The following is a 17,930-nucleotide window of genomic DNA, read 5'->3' on the forward strand; positions in this document are numbered from 1 at the left end:
GGGGAGTTGGTCAGCGGTGCGGGTTCACAGGGAGATCCAGCCGGCGGCCAGGGCGACGACGCCGATGACCGCGCCGGCCACGGAGATCACCAGGATCACGAGTTCACGCGGGGAGAAGAGACGCCGGCCCTGTTCGCGTCGGGCCATCACGAACAGGATGGTGGCCGGGGCGTAGACGATGAAGGCGAGCAGGACGAACCGGAGCCCTGCCGCGTACAGCAGAAACGCCGTGTAGAGGGTGGCGATGACCGCGACGACGAGCTCCCGCCCGGAGAGGCCGCCGGACGCGGACGACGTACTGCCGGAACTGTCCGAACTGCCGCGGCTGAGGCCCAGTTTGACCGCGAACCCCGCGGCCAGCAGGTACGGGATCAGCGACAGCGCGCTCGTCAGGTCCAGCGCGAAGTTGAACGCGTCGTCGGAGAACGCCGTGACCACGAGGACCACTTGGATGAGCAGCGAGGTCATCAGGAGCGCCGGGACGGGCACGTCGTCCCGTGTCGCGCGGCGCAGGAAGCGCGGCATGTCGTCGTCCTTGGCGGCGACGAAGAGCACTTCGGCGGACATCAGCGTCCACGCGAGATAGGCGCCGAGTACGGAGACGATCAGCCCGACGCTGATGAACACCTTGCCCCACGTGCCCACGGCCTCCTCCAGCACGCCCGCCATGGACGGCTGGCGCAGCTCGGAGATCTGGTCCATCGGCAGGATCCCGTACGACACGATGGTCACCGAGGCGAAGATGGCGAAGACGCTGAGGAAGCCGAGGACCGTGGCCTTGCCGACGTCCGAACGGCGTTTGGCGTGCCGCGAGTAGACGCTGGCGCCCTCGATGCCGAGGAAGACGAACACGGTCACCAGCATCGTGCCGCGGACCTGGCTGAAGAGGGAGCCGGCGTAGTCGGCGCCGCCGAAGTTGTCGGCGAAGACACCGGGGTCGAAGTAGACCAGGGCCAGCACGATGAAGACCAGGATGGGCACGATCTTCGCCACGGTCACGATCTTGTTGATGGCCGCGGCCTCTTTCACGCCGCGCCGGATCATCAGGAAGAACGCCCACAGGCCGAGGGACGAGAGCACCACGGCGAGCGCGGTGTCGCCCTCGCCCAGTGCGGGCCAGATCGCCCCCACCGTCGACATGATCAGCACCCAGTACGTCACGTTGCCGACGCAGGCGCTGGCCCAGTAGCCGAACGCCGAGAAGAAGCCGAGGTATTCACCGAACCCGGCCTTGGCGTACGCGTACACACCGGCGTCGAGGTCGGGCCTGCGGTTGGCGAGCGTCTGGAAGACGAAGGCGAGCATCAGCATGCCGGCGCCGGCGATGGCCCAGGCGATGAGCGCGCCGGCGACCCCCGTCTCTTCCGCGAAGCGTCCCGGCAGGGAGAACACGCCCGCGCCCACCATGGATCCGACGACCATGGCGGCGAGGGTGAGGAAGGACAGCTTCGCCGGCGCCGGAGACGCTGCTTCTGTTTCGGCGGTGTTCACGTGCGACATGGCGTCCTTCCAGACCCGGGTGCGCGGTGTACGGAACACCGTTCGCACCGTCGGTCGGCCGGTCGGTGTAACTGTCAGCTAGGGGGATTCTGCGCAGCTTTTCGCGCGTGGGCATCTCGGAAAGACGGGCGGAACACCGGATCTCGTCCGTTTCCGCGACCCGGAATCACTCGGAGTGCGACCACCCGTGAGGTGTGGCAGATTCTGGCCGCGACGCGGATACCGACCCGGCGCACGGGCAATTCACGAGGCTCCGCGCGCGAAACCGCCGGCCGGACAGCGGCGCGTTCACCGCACCGGCCGCACGGCAGAGGACCGGCACAGGAGGAACAGAGCATGACTGGAGCAATTCCGCCGTTCCGTACGGAGAAGCGGCCGCGCCGGTCAGCGCTGCTCGCGCTGTGCGCGGCGGCCGTGTGTGCGGCATCGCTGGTGTCCTGCGGCGACGACGGCGGCAAGAGCAGCGGGAACGTCAGCCCGCACCCGACCAGCAGCGCCGGTGCGAGCAGCGCGGACCCGTCGGCGAGGCAGTCCGCTGTCGAATCGAGGAAGGCCGAGAGGAGCGCTTCGGCCTCGGCGAATTCCGCCCGGGCCTCGGAATTCGAGGCGTCGGTCGACGCGGACCTCCAACGGCAGCGCAAGGAGTACGAGAAGCAGCTCGGCAAGGCCGACGGCAAGGGCAATGCGATGCGGGACGTGTCGCTCACCGGGAAGCCGCTGTCCGAGACCAATGGCGTACGTACTCTCGTCGCCAATATCACCAACCGCACGGACAAGACGGCCTCGTTCGCCGTGCAGGTCGACTTCAGTGATTCCGACGGGAAGGTGGCCGAGACGGTCGTCGTCGGCACCGAGTCCCTGGAGGCGGGCGAGAAGGCCCAGCCCCTCGTGGTCAGCCGGAAGCCTCCCGAGCCGCATCTCGACGCCAAGATCGTCAAGGCCCAGCGCTACTGACCCGCCCCGTTCCGCCGGTGCCGTCACCGGCGTCGAAGGCCGCAGGAAGAAGGACATCCGGTATGCACCCCTCGCTGACACCCGCCGCCCTCGAAGAGCTCCGCAGGCAGCGCGACTATCCCGCCGTGTCCCTGACGATGCCCACGCACCGGCGGAAGCCGGACAACGCGCAGGACCCGGTCCGGCTGCGCAACCTCCTGCGCGAGGCCGCACGGCGGCTCGAAGGGGACGCGGGCGTCACCAGGGAGCGGCGCGAGGACGTTCTCGCGCAGCTGGAGAGGGCGGCGGACGACGTCGACCTCGCGCACGCCGCGGACGGGCTCGTGATCTTCGCGGCGCCGGGCGAGCACCGTACGTGGGCCGTCACCCGTACCGTGCCGGAACGGGTCGTCGTCGCCGACACCTTCCTCACCCGCAATCTCGTCGCCGCGCACGTGGCGGAGAAGCCCTACTGGGTGCTGGCCGTGGCCGCCGACCGTGTGACCCTGTGGAACGGCCACGGCGAGCAGCTCGCGGAGGAGGAGTCGCGCGGGTTCCCGCTGACGCGCAGCCTCGAGGACCCGGACGCCGAGCGGAAGGAGCGCATCGGCGACGTGCCGAGCACCTTCAGCGACGAGCAGACCCGCCAGTTCTTCCGCGACGCGGACGCCGCGCTGGCCGAACTCCTCGCGGCGCGGCCCCGCCCGCTCTACGTCACCGGCGCTCCGGAGGCCCTGGCCCTGCTGGACGAGGTGGGCACGGCGTCCTCCGACGGGATCCAGGTCGCTCACGGAGGGCTGGCCCACGGGACGCCGGAAGCGGTCTCGACCGCGGTGGCCGCGGCGCGGGCCGCGGACAGCGAACGTACGGTCGCCGACGCGCTGGCCGAGCTCGACCGGGCGCGCAGCCGCCATGCCTACGCGGCGGGCGTGGACGAGGTGTGGCAGAAGGCGGGCACCGGACGCATCCACCGGCTGGTCGTCGAAGAGCACTACCGCGTGACGGTCCGCACCGGGGACGGGCACCTTCAGCCGGCCGAGGACGACGATCCGGAAGCCGTTCAGGACATCGTCGACGGGATCATCGAAACGGCACTGGACACGGGCACCCGGGTCGACTTCGTACCCGACGGGGCACTGGCCGACGCCGGGCACATCGCCGCTGTGCTGCGCTACTGACTCCGTCACGGTCCCGCTCGCCTTTGACTGGTGGGCACGATTCCGCCCTGCCGGCACCTGTCACCGTCCCGCCCGCTGACTGGTTTCCGCAGTCCTGCGGTGTGGCTGCTGTGGCTCCGCGGAACTGAACTGTTCGTGGCCCTGCGCTGCCGCGTGGCCGCGCTTCCGTGTCGCAGGTCCGCCGGGCGGTCCCGCGCTGACGGGCGGGCCTGTTCCGCGCTTGTCCTCGCCCTGGCTTCGTACCGCGGCCGTCCCGGGCCGCGGCCGCGGCTTCCGTCTCAGCCCGTCTCGCCGACTGCCGTCCGGCCTTCGGCGGGGGCGGGCGCGTTCTTGCCCTGGCCGGCTGCCGGGGTGCCGGGGCGGCGGAGGAAGAAGACGCCGATGAGTGCCAGCAGTGAGGTCGCCGAGAGGGTGTAGAGGCCGCCGTTGGTGCTTCCGGTGTGTTCCTTGAGGTAGCCGAAGAGGGTGGGGGAGACGAACCCGCCGAGATTTCCCAGTGAGTTGACGACGGCCAGACCCGGTGCGGCGATCTTGGCGTCCAGCCCCGACTGCGCCATCGGCCAGAAGAGCGAAGCGGCGCACTTCCCGCCCACCGCGGCCAGGGTGATGGCGGCGAGACCGAACCACGGCGATCCGAGGGTCGCGAAGAAGGTGCCCACGGCCGAGGCCACCAGGGCGAACGCCAGATACGGGCGCCGGTCGGGGGAGCTGTCGGTGAAGTGGCTGACCGTGTACATCGCGACCACCGCGCAGATCCACGGGACGGCGGACAGCAGGCCGATCTCGAAGGAGGAGAGGCCGCCGATCTCCTCGACCAGGCTGGGCAGCCAGAAGGTGATCGCGTACCCGGTGAGGGCCATGGCGAAGAACACGCCGGTCAGCGCCGCCACTTGGGGGTGGAAGATCAGCTTGAGCCGGGACGTGTGCGGCGCCCGGTCGCGTGCCTCGCGGTCGCGGGCGACCGCCGCGCTCAGCGCGTCCTTCTCCTCCCGGGTCAGCCACTTCGCCTCGCCGATACGGGAGACGAGGAAGAAGCCGGCGAAGATGCCGAACACGATGGAGAAGGCGCCTTCGAGCGCGAACATCCAGCGCCAGCCGGCGATTCCGGCCAGCCCGTGCAGCTCCAGCAGGGCACCGGTGATGGGGCCCGTCACGATGTACGCGGTCGCCGAGCCGCCGAGGAAGATCGCACTCGCCTTGCCGCGGCTGGAGTCGGGCAGCCACTGCGTGAAGTAGAGGAGGACGCCGGGGAAGAAGCCCGCCTCCGCGACGCCGAGCAGGAAGCGGAGCCCGTAGAACATCCAGACGTCGTGGATGAAGCACATCGCCATGATCACCGCGCCCCAGGTGATCATGATGCGGGTCAGCCAGACGCGCGCTCCGAAACGCTCCAGCAGCATGTTGCTGGGCACTTCGAAGACGGCGTATCCGATGAAGAACAGCCCGGCGCCGAGCCCGTACGCGGCGGCGCCCACGCCGACGTCGGCGCGCAGGTCGTCCTGGACGAAGCCCACGTTCGTCCGGTCCATCTGGTTGATCAGCAGCATCAGGACCAGGACCGGCAGCATGCGGCGCAGGAACTTGGTGACCGCGCGTCCTTCCGCGGCGCTCTCGGCAGTGGCCGGGGCGGCGTCCCCGGCTGGGGTCTTCTTCTCCGGGGACTGCGGGGTCATCGGGTCTCCCACGTTGATTGCTGTAGAAGGGGAGTTCATTGACATGAACTTGGGTCACAGCTGGGGAGACCTTACGAACGGCCCCGCGGCGGGTCAATGGATCTGTCATGACGGGGATTTCACGCTGCCGGAGCGCAACTGGCGGGGCTTCGCGGCGTAACGGCCGAGTGGGGCTTGTGGTCAGTGAGTTCATGTATGAATATCGGCCTTGACTACATGAATGCCCTGGAGCGCCGACCGTGTGAAGTGCCGGCGTCTCCGTAACGCCCCGTCGGGCGGGGCGAGTTGAGCGACCAGAGTCTGGAGACGGCCCCCGTATGAGCACAGGAGCCCCGGCAGGAACCGGCACGCGCATCCGCGAGCTGATCGCCACGCCCATCGCCTTCCGCGATCCGCCGCTGCTCAACTCCAGCGGAGTGCACGAGCCGTACGCCCTGCGCTGCGTCCTCCAACTCGTCCTGGAGGACGGCACGGTGGGGCTCGGCGAGTCGACCGGCGGGGAGGTGCGGCTGGAGAGGCTGCGCGCGGCGGCGAAGACGGTCGTGGGCATGGACGTCTTCGACACGACGGCCATCGTGGCCGCCGTCGACGACGTGCTGCGCCCGTCCGTGCCCGGTTCGCACCAGCGGGGCTGGACGACCTCCGCCGTCGAGGTGGCCTGCCTCGACGCGCAGGGCAAGCTCATCGGCCGCCCCGTCAGCGACCTGCTGGGCGGCGCCGTCCGTGACGCCGTGCCCTTCGCCGCCTACCTCTTCTACAAATGGGACGGACACCCCGCCCTCGACGGGAAACCGGCTGTCGCCGACGACTGGGGCGAGGCGCTCGACCCGGCCGGCGTCGTCGCGCAGGCGCGGCTGATGCGGGAGCGGTACGGCTTCGACTCGTTCAAGCTCAAGGGCGGAGTGTTCCCGCCGGACGAGGAGATCGCCGCGATGGAGGCACTCCGGGACGCCTTCCCCGGCGCACCGCTGCGGCTGGACCCCAACACCGCCTGGACGGTGGAGACTTCGGCGTACGTGGCGGACCGCCTGCACGGCGTACTGGAGTACCTGGAGGACCCCACCGCCGGCATCCCCGGCATGGCCGAGGTGGCCCGGCGGCGGCCGGACCTGCCGCTGGCGACCAACATGTGCGTGATCGCCTGGGAACATCTGAAGCCGGCCGTCGAACAGAACGCCGTCCAGGTGCTGCTCACCGACCACCACTACTGGGGCGGGCTGCGCCGTACGCGGGAACTGGCCGCCGTCTGCGAGGCGTTCGGCATCGCGCTGTCCATGCACTCCAACTCGCACCTGGGTATCAGCCTCGCCGCCATGACGCACGTCGCCGCGGCGCTGCCCGAGCTCGCGCACTCCTGCGACACCCACTACCCGTGGAACGCGGCCGACGACATCGTCGAGCCAGGCGTGCTGGAGCTGCGCGACGGCGCGGTACGTGTGCCCACGGGGCCGGGGCTCGGCGTCACGCTCGACCACGACGCGCTGGAGCGGATGCACCGCCGGTACGTGGAATCGGGTATCCGCGACCGCGACGACACGGGCTACATGCGGCGCGTCCACCCGGGATTCGAGGCCCCGCTGCCACGGTGGTGAGGGGCCTGGCCGGGCGTTTCGCGGGGTGACGGGTGCGGGGGAGGGCGGGGCCTTCTCTATCGCTGGTTGGAGGGCATGATCGCCCTGCGGGGCGACGTCCGCGGCCGGACCGGGCCATAGCCTGAGACGCATCATGGAACGAAACGACGACCGGTTCCTCCCGGTCCTGCTGCTCGGTGTCCAGGCCGCGGTGTGGCCCGGGGCCGCGCTGCTGCTCGGTGCCGTACCGACGGCCGCGGAACTGCTGGCCGCCGCCCTGGTGGACGGCCTGGTGACCGTCGCGCTCACCGCTCGCCGTACCCGCCCGGTGCCGGTCCTCGTCCTCGTCGCCGCCGCCTGCGCGCTCGGCGCGTCCCCGCTGCCGACGGGCGCGACGGCAGTGCTCGGAACCGCGGGTGCCGCCCTGGCGCTGTTCACGGTGGCCGTCGAACGGGACACCGTGACCGCGCTGTTGTGCGTGACGACGCTCGCGGTCTGGCAGGCGGTCCATGGGCTCACCCTGCACGGGGTGAGCCTGCCGGGGGTGGGTGGCCTCGACCTCGTGCTCACGGCGCTGCTGTACGCGGCCGCGACCGGTACGGGGATGGTTCTGCGGCGGCGGAGGGCCGCACGGCTGGCCACCGAGGAGCGGCTGCACCGGGCGGAAGCCGAACGGCACCGGCTCCCCGCGGCCGAACGGCGGCGCATGGAAAGGGAGTTGCACGACGTCAGCGCGCACCACCTGACGGCGGTCGTCGTCACCGTGGAGGCGGCGCTCGGACTGCGCGTGCGGCGGCCCGAAATGGCCGGGGAGGCCGTGCGGTTCGCCGCCGAGTCGGGCCGTGAGGTGACGCGTGCGCTGAGCGCGGTACGGGCTCCGGCGCCATCCGCGGAGGACCGCCCGGCTCCGGAGGAGCGGATGCGCGAACTCGTCGCGGGTTTCCGCACCCTGGGGCTGCCGGTGACCTGCTCGTTCGAGCCCCGTGACGGCGAGATGCTGCCGGACGGCGCCGTCGGCGACGCGGCGTACGGCATCGTCCGTGAGGCGCTGACCAACGTGGTGCGCCACGCGCCCGGCGCCGCGACCACCGTGCGTTGCGCGTACGACGGTGCGGGTGTGGAGGTCGTCGTACGCAACGCGCGGCCGGAGGCGGCGAGCGAAGGTACGGAAACCGGCGCGGGTCTTGGCGGCGGCCGCGGTCAGAACCTGCTGCGCGGCCGGGCCCGCGAGGCAGGCGGCGCGCTCACCAGCGGGGCGACGCAGGAAGGCGGTTGGGAGGTACGGGCGGCCCTGCCGGGCCGGAGCGTGGGCCCCGCACGGGCATCCGTGCCGCGGACGTACCGTCTCGCGCAGTGCGTCGCGGCCGTCGGGCTGTGCGTCCAGCCGCTGGTGCCGCTGCTCGTCATCCGGGAGGCCGAGACGCCCGCCGGGCCCGGCGTCTCCGCCGGCGCGCTCTTCGCGCTGCTCGGCGCGGCACAGGCACTCGCGCTCCTCCGGCTCCGCCGGACCCCGCGAACAGCCCTGGCCGCACTGCTCGTTCTCGCCGCGCTGTGGCCCGCGGCCATGACCGCGAGCGACTACGGCGGACCGGCGCTCCTCCCGCCTGCGCTCAGCATGGTCGCGACGTGCGTGGCGCTTGCCGCGGTGGCGACGCGTGAGCCGGGGGCGTTTCTCGGCGTGCGTGCGGGCTCACGTGCGGGGGTGCGCCAGGTGGGCGGGGCGGCTTCGGCGGGTGCGGGGGACGGGGCCGTACGGGGTGGGGGCATGGGGCTTGCGAACTGGAGGGTGGTGGCGGCCAGTTGGGTTGTTGGGGCGTTGTACGGGGGTGGGCGAGTTGGGCGGTGGGGTGTGCCCGGGGTGGCCGGGATCGTGCATGCCGTGGTCGCTGGCGTTGCCGTGCTCGGGCATGGGTGGGTGGTTGTTGTGGGGGTGGTTGGCGGGGCGGTCTCGGCGGCTGGCGCCGCGTGGGCTGTCGGGAGCTCGTACGGGCGGCGTGGGCGCGTCGTGCGGGACGCGGACGAGGCGCGTCTCGCAGCATGGACCGAGGAGGCCGTCCGGGACGCCTGGGCCGAACGACGCCGTATCACTGAGGGGTTGGAGAGCACCGTGCTGGCACGTACCGCCGAGGTCGTCGAGGAGGCGGAGGCCGGACGGCTCGCGGAGACCGGCGAACGGGCCCGCGAAGCGCTGGCGGCCATGCGCGCCCTGCTGGAGACCGTCCGCGACGGCGAACAGCCCGCCGAACTCCGGCCGCAGCCCACGCTCCAGGCCTTGGACCTGCTGGTCCGGCAGTACCGGGCCACCGGCCGCCGGGTCGAGGCGCGGCTCACCGGCCGGGTGCCGGAACGGTTGCCGGCGGAGGTGGACCTCGCCGCGTACCGTGCCGCCGAAGCCGCACTGGAAGCCGTCGGCGACGAACCCGCCGTACTTGAACTGGACGCCCTCGACGGCGAGTTGACGCTCACCGTCACCGGCGTACCCCTCGCCCCACGCTCCCGGGCCCGGGAACGGCTCGCGGCACGTGCTGAAGCGTTCGGCGGCACGCTCGGCACCGGAGAGGCGGACACGGCCGTGCTGCGCCTGCCCCTCACCCCGGCCCCGGCCCGCGCCGGGACCCCGTACGCGGGAGACGAGGAGGAGTCCCGATGAGCCTCACTGTGCTGGTCGTCGACGACCAGAGCGTCGTCCGCGCGGGCTTCGCCGCCGTCATCGACGCCGAGCCCGACATGACGGTCGTCGGGGAAGCCGGCGACGGCGCCGCCGCGGTGCGCCTCGCGGAGGAGCTCGCACCGGACGTGATCGTGATGGACGTACGGATGCCGGAACTCGACGGCATCGCCGCCACCCGCATCCTGACCGGCCACGAGAACGCGCCCCGCGTCCTCGTCCTGACCACCTTCGACCTCGACTCGTACGTCTTCGGCGCGCTGCGCGCCGGCGCCTCCGGCTTCCTCCTCAAGGACGTCCGCGCGGCCGAACTGCTGCACGGCATCCGGGTCGTGGCCTCCGGGGAGAGCATCCTCGCGCCGTCCGCGACACGCCGCCTCATCGGCCACTACGCCGACGGCGCCGCTGCCGCCGGACCTCGGGAGGGCGCGGACGCGGGGCTCCTGGACCGGCTGACCGCGCGCGAGCGGTACGTCCTCACCCTGGTCGCCTCCGGCCTGAACAACGCGGAGATCGCGGGGGAGCTCGACATCACCGTCGGCACCGTCAAGTCCCACGTGAACGCGCTGCTGCGCAAACTCGGGCTGCGGGACCGGGTGCAGGCGACGATCCTCGCGTACGACCTGGGCCTCGCCCGTGTGAACCCGCCGGAGACGCACACCTGACGGCCCGCCAACTGCCCCCGTACCGAACCGAATCCGCTGTGCGGGCTGCCGCACCGAGACCGCCGTGAGGTGTGCCGCGACGCACCCTCGTACGTCTCCGGGGTGACGTATGCGGGCAAGCCATGCGCCGCCGACCCGCCACAACAGCCCGTCGTGGAAAGGACATTGAACCCATGAGTACCGCATCCGAGGAGCCCACCGTCATGACCGAGCCCCGCCAGAACGGCACCCGCCAGCCCGGCAACCCCGTCCTGCGAACCGTCCGGGACGCGCTCACCAGCGTCTTCGCCCTCGTCTACCTCGCCGTCTGCGCGGGCCTGCTCGTCTGGGCCCTCGTGGTGAGCTCCGGCGACCAGCCCGACGCGTCCTTCGCGGGCGTGATCCCGCTGTTCGCCACGATGCCCGTCAGTCTGATCCTGCTCCTGCTGCCGGACCACATGTCCATGATCTTCGTCGCCATCGCCCTCGGTGCGCTCGTGAACGCCTTCGTCATCGGCTGGTGCGCCCGCACCCTGAGCCGGGGCCGCGGGGGCGCCGGGTCGGGGGCCTGACGGGGGCGGCGGGAGGGGTGGGCCGGGCCCCTCAGGTCTCGTGCCGGCTTCCGGCGTGCAGGCGGCGGTGCAGTTCGTGTACCTGCTCCGCGAGGGCGGGTACGGGGCCGTCCACCTCCTGGCCGGGGACGACCTCCCGGATCGTCAGCGGCCGTACGGGCCCTGTCGGGACGCCCAACTCGTCCAGCCACTCGGTCAGTTGAGCGGACGAGGTGGCGTACACGATGCGGCCGAGGCCGACCCAGCCGTGCGCGGCCGCGCACATCGGGCAGTGCTCGCCGGACGTGTACACACTGGCCGCCGCACGCTCGGCGGGGGAGAGGTGCCCGGCCGCCCAGCGGGCCAGCTCGAACTCGGGGTGGCGGGTCTGGTCGCCGTCGGCGACGCGGTTGCGGTCCTCGGCGAGGACCGTCCCGTCCGCGCCGACGAGCACGGAGCCGAACGGCTCGTCACCCGAGTCCAGCGCCTCGGTGGCCAGTTCCACGCAGCGGCGCAGATGCCGCAAATCAGCCTCGTTCACCATGGCGCCCAGAATAGGACGCCGGACGACCTGCCCCGGGGTGGCGCCCGCAGACGACACGCGCGTGCCACCCCGCAGCCCGGCTCGTACCCCCAGGGGGACGGGACTGGACCGAAAGGGGCCGGACGGACCGGGCCGGGCTCAGGGGAGGGTTCACGGCCGGGCTCAGGGCCGGGCTGCCCTCACGGGTCGGGCTGTGGCGGCGGGGCGGGCACTCCCGGTGCCGAACGGATGCTGCGTACGCCGGAGTTCACGGGCGGGGGAGGGGTGGTGTCGGGTGCGTGGCAGCCGACACAGCCGGTCTCCTGCTGGAGCGGGGAGTCGAGCCAGTAGGCGCCGGAGAGGCGGGCGAGAGCGCGGTGCTCCGTATAGGTGTGCATGCCAGGTGCAACGACTCGCCGCGGTCGGAGACAGGTGGATCATCCGTCTCGCGACCCAACCGTCACCGGGCCGTTAGCTTGCCGCCCCGGCGCCGCGTACGCATGATCGACGCGGTCCGGGATGTACCGGGATGTGCCGGCTGCGCTCCGTGGCGCCTAGGCTTACGGTCGTGTCGGGTGAACGTGATCTGCGGAAGCTGTTGAGCGGGATGCGGCCGGAACTGGCCGCGGGCCGCTACGTTTTCACCACCGTCGCGGGGGCGGCGCCCGCCGGGGTGCGGCCCGTGGTCACGGTGGCCGAGCAGGAGGGCGTGACCCTGGTCGTCCGCGCCGAGGAGGCGGACGCGGCGGGGCTGGCGTACGAGTACGTGGCGGGCTGGATCACGCTGCGGATCCACTCCGCGCTGGAGGCCGTCGGCCTCACCGCCGCCGTCGCGAAGGAACTCGCCGACGCCGGTCTGAGCTGCAACATCGTCGCCGGCTTCCACCACGACCACCTCTTCGTACCGTACGAGCGCGCCGACGAGGCGGTGACCCTGCTGGAGCGGCTCGCGCGCCGCTCGGCCTGAACGGAGGCGGGGTGGCGGCCCGTTGGGGAACGGCCGCTTCGCCGTACTCCCGAACCGGGCCGGGATCAGAGCGGGATGGCGCCGGTGAGCAGCGCCGCGGCGGTCATCACCAGGGTGGTGGCGAAGGCCCAGCGGAAGATGAACCGCTGGTGTTCGCCGAGCTGTACGCCGCTCATGCCGATGAGGATGAACGTGGAGGCGGTCAGTGGGCTGAGGGGGAAGCCGGTCGTCATCTGGCCGAGGATGGCGGCCCTGGCGACCTCGGCCCGGCCGGTCCCGAAGCCTTCGGCGGTGTGGGACAGCACGGGGAGGATGCCGAAGTAGTAGGCGTCGGGGGTGAAGGCGAGGCTGAGCGGCATCCCGGTGACCGCCACGAGGACCGGCAGATGGCCGCCGAGGGAGTCGGGGACGACGGAGACGAGCGCCTCCGCCATCTCGGAGATCATCTTCGTCTCCGTCAGCACGCCTGTGAAGACGCCGGCCGCGAAGATCATCGTGGTGACCAGCACCACGCTCTTGGCGTGCTTCTCGAGCAGCGCCTGCTGGTGTTCCCAGCGCGGGTGGTTGACGAGCAGGGCGACCGCGAACGCCACGGCGAACAGCACGGGCAGCGGCATCACTTGGAGCACGAGGCAGACGAGCAGCGACAGCGTGAGTACGAGGTTGAAGACGCCGAGCCACCGTGCGGGCTGCCGGGCCACGTGGGGCGTTCCCGGGCCGTCCCCGGCTACGTGAGCAGGGCGCGCACCCTCGGCCGTCTCGCTGCCTGCTTCTCCGTTGCCGGCCGACTGACCGTCCGGTGTCGTGAGCGCGCCCAGGCGGCGGCGTTCCTTGCGGCCGATCCAGTAGGAGGCGAGCAGGACCCAGACGATGCCGCAGCACATCGCGGGCAGCACCGGGGTGAACACCTCGGAGCTGTCGAGCTTGAGCGCCGCCATGGCGCGTACCGTCGGGCCGCCCCAGGGGATCATGTTCATCACGCCCGCGCCGAGGCAGACGGCCCCGGACAGTACGAGCGGGCTCATGCCCAGCCGTTTGTAGACGGGCAGCATGGCGGAGACGGCGATGAGGAACGTCGAGGCGCCGTCGCCGTCCAGGGCCACGCTCATCGACAGGACGGCCGTACCGACGGTGACCCGCGCAGGATCGTTCCGGGCCGCGCGCAGGATGCCGCGTATCAGCGGGTCGAACAGGCCGGCGTCCACCATCAGGGAGAAGTACAGGACGGCGAAGGCGATCATGATGCCGGTGGGTGCCACCGTGGTGAGCCCGGCGAGGACCATCTCGCCCAGGTCCCCGGCGAACCCGCCGACGAGCGCGGCCAGTACGGGAAGCAGCACCAGCGCCACCAGGACGGACATCCGTCTCGTCATCGTCAGCAGCAGGAACAGGCCGATCGTGGTGAATCCCAGAACTGCCAGCATCGATGTCGCTCGCTTCCTCTTCTACGGCTCCGTGCACGGACAGCGGCGTTCCGTGCGGGCGCCGGTGCGTCGCGGACGAGTTTCGGAGCGGCGACCGATCGGCGTCCAGCATCGGACCGGGATCTGTCCATGCGATCTGTGCATCAATGGCGGTGCGTCCTAAGCTCGCTCGCCATGGACAGCACCCTGCGTCAACTGACGGCGTACGCGGCCGTCGCCCGCGCCGCGAGCTTCACGGCAGCCGCCGCCGACCTGCACGTCTCGCAGTCCTCCCTCAGCCGCGCGGTGGCCGATCTGGAGCGCAGGCTCGGGGCGCAGCTCCTCGAACGCGACACCCGCAACGTGCAGTTGACCGCGGTCGGCGTGGAGGCGCTGCGGATAGCCGAGCAGATCGTCAACTCCCACCGGTCGGGCATGAAGGAGCTGGAACGCTTCCTGCACGGGGAGTCGGGGTCGGTCGCGGTGGCCACGCTGCCCTCGGTCGCCGCGGTGCTGCTGCCCCAGGTGATCTCGGCCTTCCGACGACAGTGGCCGCAGGTGGCGCTGCAGATCATGGACGGGCTGGAACAGGCCGCGCTGGGCCGGGTCCTGTCGGGCGACGCGGACTTCGCGATCACCACGGGGGAGCCGTCGGGGCAGCTGGAGCACCGGCCCCTGGTGCGCGACAGCTTCGTCGCCGTGCTGCCGCAGGACCATCCGCTCACCGGGCGGGAGGAGGTGTCCTGGGAGGAGCTGGCCCGTGAACCGTTCCTCGCCGTCGGACGGGAGTCGAGCGTACGGCGGCTCACGGACGCGGCGTTCGCGCAGGTCGACGCGCATACGGCACCGGCAGCGGAGGCGGGCAGCGTGGCCACGGTGGGCGGGCTGGTCGCGGCCGGGCTGGGAGTGACCGCGATGCCCGCGCTGGTGCTGCCGCTCCTCGGTTCCGGTCCCGTGGAGTTCCGGTCGCTCGTGGGGCCCGCGGTCGACCGGCGTCTGGACATCGCGGTGCGGGCCCGCCGGACGCTGCCGCGTGCGGCGGACCGGTTCCTGGAGACCCTGCAGGAGTTCCGCGAGCAGGAACGCGACCTGCCGCCCGGTGTCTCCTGGGCCTGAACCGGCCCGGGGTCGCGGTTCGCCCCCGTACGGGACCCGTCAACTCATGCGCAAACCGCATGGATTGATCGCTCTCTCTTGCTGGACAGTCATGTACGCGCCTCGGCACGCTGAAGTCCGCTGCGGGTGCCGCAGGCCCGCCCACGGTGCAGGGGGCGGGTGACGGATTCTGCGAGGGAGCACAGTGGAGTCGAGTACGCATCGGAGTACCGCGGACCAGGGTCCCGGTCGGGGCCGGGGCCAGCTACAGGGCCTGAAAGTGGTCGAGTTCGCGCACGTGGTGGCCGGCCCGCTGGCCGGTTCCCTGCTCGCCGACCAGGGCGCGGACGTGGTGCACGTGGAACCGCCCGGCAGCGGCGACGCCGCACGCGGGATGGGCCCGAAGAAGGACGGCCACCCGCTGTGGTTCAAAGTCGCCGGGCGCAACAAGCGTTCGGTGACGCTCGACCTGCACCACGAAGCCGGCCGTACGGTCGCGCACCGGCTGGTCGCCTGGGCGGACGTCGTCATCGTCACCTTGCGGAACGGGCGGCTGCGCGAGTGGGAACTCGACTGGGAAGCGGTGCACCGGCTCAACCCGAAGGCCGTCCTGCTGCAGATCTCCGGCTTCGGCGCCACCTCCTCGCAGGCCGACGCCCCCGGTTTCGGCAAGGTCGGGGAGGCGCGCAGCGGCGTGGTGCACCTGACGGGGTTCCCCGACGGGCCGCCCGTGCACACCGGCTTCTCGCACGGCGACGCCGTGACCGGGCTGATGGGCGCGTACGCCGTGCTGGCCGCGCTCCACCGCCGCGACCACGACCCCGGGTTCGACGGCGAATGGATCGATCTCGCCCTGTTCGAGCCGCTGTTCCGGCTCGTGGAGTGGCAGGTCATCGTGCACGACCAGCTCGGCTCGACCCCTGAACGCGCCGGCAACCAGCTGGCCGTCGCACCCGCCGCCGTGATCAACACGTACCGGTCCGGGGACGGCGAGTGGATCACGGTGACCTCCGCGACCCCGCGCTCCGTACGGAACATCGCCCGTCTGCTCGCTCTGCCCGAGGACGAATTCGCCACGGTGGAGCAGCAGTACGCGCGGCGCGGCGAGCTCGACGACGGGCTCCGCGCGTGGGTGGCGGAACGCGCCACCGCCGACTGTCTGGAGGCGTTCGCCGCCAACGAGGTCGTGGCGTCCCGCGTGTTCAGCGCCGCGGACATCGCCGCCGACCCCGTGTACGCGGAGCGGGACGACATCGTGACGGTCGACGACGCGGACCTGGGGCCCGTACAGATGCAGGCCGTGCTCCCGCACTTCCGGCAGCAGCCCGGGCAGGTGTGGCGGACCGGCGCGGCACTGGGCGAGGACAACGACCTCGTGTACCGCGAGTGGCTCGGGCTCGCCGAGGACGAGCTGGCGGACTTGGTGAAGCATGACGTCGTGTGACCCCGGGTTCGACGCGCGTACGGCGCCCGGCGCGGGTACGGCGCCTGATCCCCGTGTGGCGCCTGATGTCCGTGCGGCGCCGGTGCGGCCCCTGTTGCGGTCCCTGCTCTTCGTACCGGGCAACCGGACCGACTGGCTGCCCAAGGCGCGGGCGGCGGGGGCCGACGCGGTCATCCTCGACCTGGAGGACGCCGTACCGGAGCAGGGCAGAGCCGCAGCGCTCGATGCGGTGACGGACGCCCTCGACCGGGCAGTCGAGGGCGCGGCGGGGGAGCCCGCACTCTTCGTTCGCGTACGCCCTCTCGACGGCTGGGCGGCCGCCGAGGAGCTGCGCGCGGTGGCGCGGCCCGGACTGAGCGGGGTGGTCCTGCCGAAGGTGTCGGGCCCCGACTCCGTACGGTTCGCCGACCGTCTCCTCGGCTGGAGCGAACGTGAACACGGCTTGCGGGACGGGCATTTCGCGCTCGTCCCGCTGCTGGAGACGGCCAGCGGCCTGCGTGAGGCCCACGACTGCGCGGCAGCGGCGGCGCGCGTCGCGTACCTCGGCGCCGTCACCGGAGCCGGCGGCGACGTCGAACGCGCCGTCGGCTACCGCTGGAGCCCTCAGGGAACGGAAACCCATGAGCTGCGCTCCCGTGTCCTCCTGGATGTACGCGCCGCCGGCACACCCCACCCGGTCGCCGGCCTGTGGACACGCCTCGCCGACCTCGACGGACTGCGCGCCTTCGCCGAACAGAACCGCGCCCTCGGCTACACCGGCATGATGGCCATCCACCCCTCCCACGTCCCGGTCATCAACGACGTGTTCTCGCCCGCCCCCGGTGAACTCGCCCGCTGCGCACGGCTGATCGCCGCGGTGGAGCAGGCCCAGGCGAACGGCTTCGGCGCGGTCTCCTTCGAGGGCGAAATGGTCGACGAAGCGATGGCCGCCACGGCCCGGCTGCTCCTGGAACGGCATTCGGGGAGCCAGGCACAGTCCTGACGCGGGCCCCGGAACGGATCAGGAGGTACGTCCTGGTCGGATGATGCCGGCAATTTTGAGCGTGGCCTAAGATAGATGGCACACGACATCCAAGAGGGAGGTGGCTGATGGGCCGCGTATCGCAGGCGCAGGCGGAGGAGAACCGCCGGCGAGTGGTGGAGACTGCCTCCCGGCTGTTCCGGGAGCAGGGCACCCACGTCAGTGTCGCCGACCTCATGAAGGAGGCCGGTCTGACGCACGGCGGCTTCTACAAGCAGTTCGCCTCCAAAGAGGCACTCGTCGACGAAGCGACTGCCCACGCGTTCGACGAACTCACCCGGCTTCACAAGGACGGGCTCGAGCAGTACGCCGGAGAGCGCGACGCCGCCCAGCGGGCACTTGTCGACAGTTACCTCTCCGTCGAGCACCGCGACAGTGCGGCGGACGGATGCCCCGTCGCCGCGCTCGCCACCGACATCGCGCGGGAGCCGGAGGGCCGCGAGGCCCGCCGCGTCTACACCGAGGGAGTGCGGGACTTCGCCGGCTTTCTCGCCACCGGGGACTCCGGCGGCGAGGACGGTCTCACCCGGCTGTGCACCCTGTTCGGCGCGCTCGTCCTGTCCCGGGCCACCAAGGACGACCCGCTCTCCGAGGAGATCCTCGCCGCCGCGCGTGCGGCCCTGACGACGGACGGCTGACGACGGACGGCTGATCAAGGGATACGCGAGCTGACGAAGGGATACGCGAGTTGGGTCGTACCCCTGCCCGGCGCGAGGAGGGCCGTACCCCCGCCCGGGAGTACGGCCCTCTCCGCGTGCT

Annotated in this window: 16 protein-coding genes; 11 read left to right on the forward strand and 5 right to left on the reverse strand. The window is 71.7% G+C overall.

Going from position 1 to position 17,930, the window contains the following annotated elements:
* Positions 1-24: 24 nt before the first annotated feature.
* Complete coding sequence (locus tag AC3AGO_RS31635) at positions 25-1,500, reverse strand: basic amino acid/polyamine antiporter (RefSeq protein WP_487824886.1); 1,476 nt, start codon at positions 1,498-1,500, stop codon at positions 25-27.
* A gap of 336 nt (positions 1,501-1,836) precedes the next feature.
* On the opposite strand from AC3AGO_RS31635, the gene AC3AGO_RS31640 reads away from it, so the two are divergent.
* Complete coding sequence (locus AC3AGO_RS31640; protein WP_487823697.1) at positions 1,837-2,454, forward strand: hypothetical protein; 618 nt, start codon at positions 1,837-1,839, stop codon at positions 2,452-2,454.
* A gap of 62 nt (positions 2,455-2,516) precedes the next feature.
* Positions 2,517-3,611 (forward strand): baeRF3 domain-containing protein, encoded by a 1,095-nt coding sequence (locus AC3AGO_RS31645; protein WP_487823698.1) that lies wholly within the window; start codon positions 2,517-2,519, stop codon positions 3,609-3,611.
* 278 nt (positions 3,612-3,889) lie between these two features.
* Here the strand turns inward: AC3AGO_RS31645 and AC3AGO_RS31650 are convergent, their stop codons facing one another.
* Positions 3,890-5,284, reverse strand: a complete 1,395-nt coding sequence (locus AC3AGO_RS31650; protein ID WP_487823699.1) for an MFS transporter — start codon at positions 5,282-5,284, stop codon at positions 3,890-3,892.
* 317 nt (positions 5,285-5,601) lie between these two features.
* On the opposite strand from AC3AGO_RS31650, the gene AC3AGO_RS31655 reads away from it, so the two are divergent.
* The 4 genes from AC3AGO_RS31655 (at position 5,602) to AC3AGO_RS31670 (ending at position 10,739) form a co-directional block, all read left to right on the forward strand.
* Positions 5,602-6,876, forward strand: coding sequence for a glucarate dehydratase family protein (locus tag AC3AGO_RS31655; protein ID WP_487823700.1), 1,275 nt, complete (start codon positions 5,602-5,604; stop codon positions 6,874-6,876).
* Between the two features lie 133 nt (positions 6,877-7,009).
* A complete protein-coding gene (locus tag AC3AGO_RS31660) occupies positions 7,010-9,505 on the forward strand; it encodes a sensor histidine kinase (protein ID WP_487823701.1) in 2,496 nt (831 codons plus the stop codon).
* Positions 9,502-10,188: a response regulator gene (locus AC3AGO_RS31665; protein ID WP_487823702.1), complete on the forward strand. Its 687-nt coding sequence runs from the start codon at positions 9,502-9,504 to the stop codon at positions 10,186-10,188. The genes AC3AGO_RS31660 and AC3AGO_RS31665 overlap by 4 nt, the downstream gene beginning before the upstream one ends.
* Positions 10,189-10,361: 173 nt before the next feature.
* Complete coding sequence (locus AC3AGO_RS31670; protein ID WP_487823703.1) at positions 10,362-10,739, forward strand: SCO4225 family membrane protein; 378 nt, start codon at positions 10,362-10,364, stop codon at positions 10,737-10,739.
* Positions 10,740-10,770: 31 nt separating this feature from the next.
* Here AC3AGO_RS31670 and AC3AGO_RS31675 read toward each other — a convergent pair whose 3' ends face one another.
* Positions 10,771-11,262 carry a nucleoside deaminase gene (locus AC3AGO_RS31675; protein WP_487823704.1) on the reverse strand — a complete coding sequence of 164 codons (492 nt, stop codon included), beginning with the start codon at positions 11,260-11,262 and terminating at the stop codon, positions 10,771-10,773.
* A 179-nt stretch (positions 11,263-11,441) separates the two neighbouring features.
* Positions 11,442-11,639 (reverse strand): hypothetical protein, encoded by a 198-nt coding sequence (locus AC3AGO_RS31680; RefSeq protein ID WP_487823705.1) that lies wholly within the window; start codon positions 11,637-11,639, stop codon positions 11,442-11,444.
* A gap of 170 nt (positions 11,640-11,809) precedes the next feature.
* Between AC3AGO_RS31680 and AC3AGO_RS31685 the strand changes: the two genes are divergently transcribed.
* Positions 11,810-12,208 carry an ACT domain-containing protein gene (locus tag AC3AGO_RS31685; RefSeq protein WP_487823706.1) on the forward strand — a complete coding sequence of 133 codons (399 nt, stop codon included), beginning with the start codon at positions 11,810-11,812 and terminating at the stop codon, positions 12,206-12,208.
* 65 nt (positions 12,209-12,273) lie between these two features.
* Here the strand turns inward: AC3AGO_RS31685 and AC3AGO_RS31690 are convergent, their stop codons facing one another.
* Positions 12,274-13,632, reverse strand: a complete 1,359-nt coding sequence (locus AC3AGO_RS31690; protein WP_487823707.1) for a CitMHS family transporter — start codon at positions 13,630-13,632, stop codon at positions 12,274-12,276.
* Between the two features lie 174 nt (positions 13,633-13,806).
* On the opposite strand from AC3AGO_RS31690, the gene AC3AGO_RS31695 reads away from it, so the two are divergent.
* The 4 genes from AC3AGO_RS31695 (at position 13,807) to AC3AGO_RS31710 (ending at position 17,809) form a co-directional block, all read left to right on the forward strand.
* On the forward strand, positions 13,807-14,727 hold the full coding sequence (locus AC3AGO_RS31695; RefSeq protein ID WP_487823708.1) for a LysR family transcriptional regulator: 921 nt from the start codon (positions 13,807-13,809) through the stop codon (positions 14,725-14,727).
* Between the two features lie 184 nt (positions 14,728-14,911).
* Complete coding sequence (locus AC3AGO_RS31700) at positions 14,912-16,150, forward strand: CaiB/BaiF CoA transferase family protein (RefSeq protein ID WP_487823709.1); 1,239 nt, start codon at positions 14,912-14,914, stop codon at positions 16,148-16,150.
* A 55-nt stretch (positions 16,151-16,205) separates the two neighbouring features.
* Positions 16,206-17,132 (forward strand): HpcH/HpaI aldolase/citrate lyase family protein, encoded by a 927-nt coding sequence (locus AC3AGO_RS31705; protein WP_487823710.1) that lies wholly within the window; start codon positions 16,206-16,208, stop codon positions 17,130-17,132.
* Between the two features lie 107 nt (positions 17,133-17,239).
* Positions 17,240-17,809 carry a TetR/AcrR family transcriptional regulator gene (locus tag AC3AGO_RS31710; protein ID WP_487823711.1) on the forward strand — a complete coding sequence of 190 codons (570 nt, stop codon included), beginning with the start codon at positions 17,240-17,242 and terminating at the stop codon, positions 17,807-17,809.
* Positions 17,810-17,930: the final 121 nt, after the last annotated feature.

The sequence above is a fragment of the Streptomyces sp. BL1 genome, assembly GCF_057628045.1.

What these genes read in the sequence shown, in the direction of transcription:
- AC3AGO_RS31690 (WP_487823707.1), bottom strand. Translation starts at nt 13,632, where the DNA reads ATGCTGGCAGTTCTGGGATTCACCACGATCGGCCTGTTCCTGCTGCTG.
- AC3AGO_RS31650 (WP_487823699.1), bottom strand. Translation starts at nt 5,284, where the DNA reads ATGACCCCGCAGTCCCCGGAGAAGAAGACCCCAGCCGGGGACGCCGCC.
- AC3AGO_RS31645 (WP_487823698.1), top strand. Translation starts at nt 2,517, where the DNA reads ATGCACCCCTCGCTGACACCCGCCGCCCTCGAAGAGCTCCGCAGGCAG.
- AC3AGO_RS31710 (WP_487823711.1), top strand. Translation starts at nt 17,240, where the DNA reads ATGGGCCGCGTATCGCAGGCGCAGGCGGAGGAGAACCGCCGGCGAGTG.
- AC3AGO_RS31640 (WP_487823697.1), top strand. Translation starts at nt 1,837, where the DNA reads ATGACTGGAGCAATTCCGCCGTTCCGTACGGAGAAGCGGCCGCGCCGG.
- AC3AGO_RS31695 (WP_487823708.1), top strand. Translation starts at nt 13,807, where the DNA reads ATGGACAGCACCCTGCGTCAACTGACGGCGTACGCGGCCGTCGCCCGC.
- AC3AGO_RS31660 (WP_487823701.1), top strand. Translation starts at nt 7,010, where the DNA reads ATGGAACGAAACGACGACCGGTTCCTCCCGGTCCTGCTGCTCGGTGTC.
- AC3AGO_RS31635 (WP_487824886.1), bottom strand. Translation starts at nt 1,500, where the DNA reads ATGTCGCACGTGAACACCGCCGAAACAGAAGCAGCGTCTCCGGCGCCG.
- AC3AGO_RS31655 (WP_487823700.1), top strand. Translation starts at nt 5,602, where the DNA reads ATGAGCACAGGAGCCCCGGCAGGAACCGGCACGCGCATCCGCGAGCTG.
- AC3AGO_RS31665 (WP_487823702.1), top strand. Translation starts at nt 9,502, where the DNA reads ATGAGCCTCACTGTGCTGGTCGTCGACGACCAGAGCGTCGTCCGCGCG.
- AC3AGO_RS31680 (WP_487823705.1), bottom strand. Translation starts at nt 11,639, where the DNA reads ATGCACACCTATACGGAGCACCGCGCTCTCGCCCGCCTCTCCGGCGCC.
- AC3AGO_RS31675 (WP_487823704.1), bottom strand. Translation starts at nt 11,262, where the DNA reads ATGGTGAACGAGGCTGATTTGCGGCATCTGCGCCGCTGCGTGGAACTG.
- AC3AGO_RS31670 (WP_487823703.1), top strand. Translation starts at nt 10,362, where the DNA reads ATGAGTACCGCATCCGAGGAGCCCACCGTCATGACCGAGCCCCGCCAG.